The 3,404-nt window shown below is 71.9% G+C and carries 5 protein-coding genes; 4 read left to right on the top strand and 1 reads right to left on the bottom strand.

Annotated features, from left to right (window positions below; all coding sequences use genetic code 11):
- Nucleotides 1-289: 289 nt before the first annotated feature.
- Entirely contained in the window at nucleotides 290-673 is a 384-nt protein-coding gene (locus FNQ90_RS16815; RefSeq protein WP_323380014.1) for an ATP-binding protein, read from the bottom strand.
- A gap of 276 nt (nucleotides 674-949) precedes the next feature.
- Here FNQ90_RS16815 and FNQ90_RS16810 point away from each other — a divergent pair, with 276 nt between their 5' ends.
- The 4 genes from FNQ90_RS16810 to FNQ90_RS28515 all read left to right on the top strand — a co-directional run bounded on the left by FNQ90_RS16810 (nucleotide 950) and on the right by FNQ90_RS28515 (nucleotide 3,388).
- Nucleotides 950-1,774 carry a helix-turn-helix domain-containing protein gene (locus FNQ90_RS16810; protein ID WP_194432612.1) on the top strand — a complete coding sequence of 275 codons (825 nt, stop codon included), beginning with the start codon at nucleotides 950-952 and terminating at the stop codon, nucleotides 1,772-1,774.
- A 4-nt stretch (nucleotides 1,775-1,778) separates the two neighbouring features.
- Nucleotides 1,779-2,024, top strand: coding sequence for a DUF397 domain-containing protein (locus FNQ90_RS16805; RefSeq protein WP_143623119.1), 246 nt, complete (start codon nucleotides 1,779-1,781; stop codon nucleotides 2,022-2,024).
- A 139-nt stretch (nucleotides 2,025-2,163) separates the two neighbouring features.
- Nucleotides 2,164-2,967 carry an SAM-dependent methyltransferase gene (locus FNQ90_RS16800; RefSeq protein WP_182607132.1) on the top strand — a complete coding sequence of 268 codons (804 nt, stop codon included), beginning with the start codon at nucleotides 2,164-2,166 and terminating at the stop codon, nucleotides 2,965-2,967.
- Nucleotides 2,968-3,109: 142 nt separating this feature from the next.
- Nucleotides 3,110-3,388 carry a DUF6745 domain-containing protein gene (locus tag FNQ90_RS28515; RefSeq protein ID WP_323380013.1) on the top strand — a complete coding sequence of 93 codons (279 nt, stop codon included), beginning with the start codon at nucleotides 3,110-3,112 and terminating at the stop codon, nucleotides 3,386-3,388.
- Nucleotides 3,389-3,404: the final 16 nt, after the last annotated feature.

Raw genomic sequence — 3,404 nt, 5'->3', positions numbered from 1 at the left:
CCGCGGGGGCGACCGGAGGCACGGGCGACACGGGTGGCATCGGGTTCCGTCAATCTCTCGAGGGGTGGGGGCCGGCACCGCGCACCGGGGAGTCGGTGCCGCCCCCGGAGCGGCGTCCGGACTGTCGAATGCGTTCGACATCCCGGACGACGTTCGGTTCACCGGGCATGGTGTCATGGAAAGGCGCACTCCGGCAGGGGTGCCCGGGTGTCGGCGCGCCCGGCTCGGAACGAGAATCGCCGTGTCCCGGCCGCCGCTCCCGCGGTGCGCGGGGGTCGGGAACGCGTCCTCAGTCGGGGAGCCCGATCGGGCCCACCGGGCGCAGCGGAAGGTCGGCCCACACCACGTGCCCGAAGCCCGATTCGCCGGGCCGCACGCCCCATGAGCTGGACAGGGCGACCACCAGGACCAGGCCGCGTCCGCCCTCGTCGTCGTCGTCCGGGAGTTCGGGCGTGCCCGTCGGGCCGCACCCCTCGCCGGACACCGCGACCCGCAGCGCGCCGCCGAGCAGGCGCAGCTCGCATCCGATGAAGTGCCCCCCGGTGTGCCGCAGGGCGTTGGTGACCAGTTCGGAGACGATGAGCTGGGCGTTGTCGCGGGTCTCCCCCGATGTGTGCCACTCCGTCAGCTGGATTCGCACCAGCCTGCGGGCCTCGGCCGCCGCGCTTCCCACCGCCGGCAGGCGGAAACGATGCCGCGTGCCGCAAAGCGGGGGAACAGGCGTGTCGATGCGCTCTAAGGGCTGAGCCCGCCGGGAGAAAGCCACACCCCTACTGTGCTGGTTGTTGCTCGCATCCGGCAAGAGGGCAGTCTGTAAATTGCAGAATCGTCCCTGTCAGTCTGTTGGTTCATCGCTCGTCATGGCAAACTTCTTTCCCATGACGGCAGTTGAAGGCCGGCGGTAGTGCCGGGCGGGCAGACGGGCGCGGGTGCGCCCACGGCGCTGCGCCTGGTACTGGGACGACGCCTCCACGACCTCCGGGAACAGGCGGGTCTCACCTATGAGGAGGCGGCCCGGGCGCTGGACGTCACCCACGCCACGGTCCGCCGGATGGAGAAGGCCCAGGTGGGCCTGAAGGTCCCCTACGTGGAGAAGCTCCTGCGGCTCTACGGTGTGCAGGACTCCGGGGAGATCGACGCCTTCCTGGGACTGGCCCGGGAGGCCAACCGTCCCGGGTGGTGGCACCGCTACCGTGATGTGCTCCCGGACTGGTTCAGCGCCTTCGTCAGCCTGGAGGCCGAGGCCGACCAGATCCGGGCCTACGAGCCGCACTACGTCCCCGGTCTGCTGCAGACGGAGGGCTACGCCACGGCCGTCCTGCGGGCGGGGATGCCCCACGCCCCGCGCGAGGAGGTCGAGCGGCTGGTCGCTCTGCGCATGTCCCGCCAGGAACTGCTGGAGCGCAAGGATCCGCCGCTGCTGTGGGTGGTGATGGACGAGACGGTGCTGCGCCGCCCCCTCGGCCGCCCCCACGTCATGCGCGAGCAGGTGGGCCGCCTCATCGAGGTCGCCGCGCAACCCAGGGTGCGCCTGCAGATCATGCCCTTCGCCGCCGGGTTGCACCCGGCCATGTACGGACCATTCCACCTGTTCCGGTTCCCCGTCCCCGAACTCTCCGACGTCGCGTGCGCGGAGAGTCTCGTGGGCGCCGCCTACTTCGATCAGCGCGACGACGTGTCGGCCTTTCGGGAGGCACTGGACCGGATGTGCGCGCAGGCCGCGCCAGTGCACCGCACCGAGGCTCTCCTCGGTGCCATTCGCAAGGAGATCTGAACGTATGGATCGCATCTACAACGGCATGCCCGCCCGCCTGCTGGGCGCGGAGGGGTGGCGCAAGCCCTGGAGCGGGGGCAACGGCGGCAGCTGCGTCGAGGCCCTGCGGTTGCGGGACGGACGGGTGGCCCTGCGCCAGTCCACCGACCCGGACGGCCCCGCTCTCATCTACACCCGCCACGAGATCGAGTCCTTCATCGAGGGCGTCAAGTCCGGCGAGGCCGATTTCCTGCTGATGCGCGCCGTCTGAACTCTCCCGGGGCCGGCCCGCCGGCGCGGCCCCGGGCCCGGCGCGGTCACCACGCCCGCCGCCGGGTCCCCGATCCGAACCCGATCGGGGACCCGAAAACCCATCGGGTTCCACTCTCACCGCTACGGAGGACCACCCCGTGACCGACCTGGGCTTCACGCCGGATTCGATCGACACCGGCAAGCCGCACCCGGCGCGCATGTACGACTACTACCTGGGTGGCCAGGACAACTACGAGGTGGACCGCGCCGCCGCCGAGCGGATGATGGCCCTCACCCCGGACGTGCGGATCAGCGCCCGTGCCAATCGCGCCTTCCTGCAGCGCGTGGTGCGTTCCCTCGCCGAGGCCGGCGTGGACCAGTTCATCGACGTGGGCACCGGCATCCCCACCTCGCCCAACACCCACGAGATCGCCCACTCGGTCAATCCCGACGCGCGGGTCGCCTACATCGACAACGACCCGATCGTGTCGGTCTACGCCGGCGCCAAGCTCACCAGTGCCACCAACACCGGCTTCTTCCTCGCCGACCTGCGCGACCCCGAGGCGGTGATCGAGCACGCGGACCTGCGCGGTCTGATCGACTTCGACCGCCCGGCCGCGCTCATGCTGGTATCGGTGATGCACTTCGTGGACGACGACGCCGACCCGGCCGGCATCATCGCCGTCCTCACCGGGGCGCTGGCCCCCGGCAGCCGTCTGGTCATCAGCCACGCGACCGCCGACTTCCACAGCTCCGACATCTCCGAGGAGGGCGCCGCGATCTACCGGCAGGCCACCGCGCGGCTCTCCCTGCGATCACGCGAGGAGATCCTGCCGCTCTTCGGGAACTTCGAGCTCGAGGAGCCGGGCCTGGTGCAGACCCCGTTCTGGCGGCCCACCGGGGAGGTGCCCGCCGAGCAGCGCTCGGTGGCCTCCTACGCCGGGGTCGGCATCCGGAACTGACCGGGGTACTCCTCCGGGGGCGGGCCCGGCCCCCCGGCCGGGATCCGCTCCGCCACGCCGCCGGCGAAGAGCCCGTACGGCGGCGGGGTCCGCGGGGGGACGTGGCCGACGGGGCAGTCGCACGGCGCCCGCGGGCAGCCCCGTGGACGCAGGGCGCCGGCGAAGGAGCCGTCATGGAGGTTTCCCGGCGGTGTGTCCACGAAGTGGCAGCGACGCACCGTGCCGTCCCCGGAGGCCGGGATCACGCTCTCGCCGGTGTGTCACGGCGCCTCCGCGTCGGGGGCGTCCGGGACGCGAACCCGATGGTTCCCGTCGCACCCACTGGCTCGGGGTGCCCCCGCGCACCCGCACCGCGACGGAGGGGGCGGCCCGGAGCTTCGGTGTGGAGGCGACGGAGTACGCGCCGAGGACGGAGGGTTGAGGGTTTCCCCTGGAAG

Source organism: Streptomyces alkaliphilus (assembly GCF_014141535.1).
Classification (GTDB): domain Bacteria; phylum Actinomycetota; class Actinomycetes; order Streptomycetales; family Streptomycetaceae; genus Streptomyces; species Streptomyces alkaliphilus.
The sequence above is the reverse complement of the archived record's forward strand: the minus strand, read 5'-3'. Positions and strand labels throughout refer to the sequence as shown.

Bases quoted from the DNA above. Each gene is read 5' to 3' on its own strand.
- FNQ90_RS16805 (WP_143623119.1), top strand. From the start codon at position 1,779: ATGGATCGCATCTACAACGGCATGCCCGCCCGCCTGCTGGGCGCGGAG.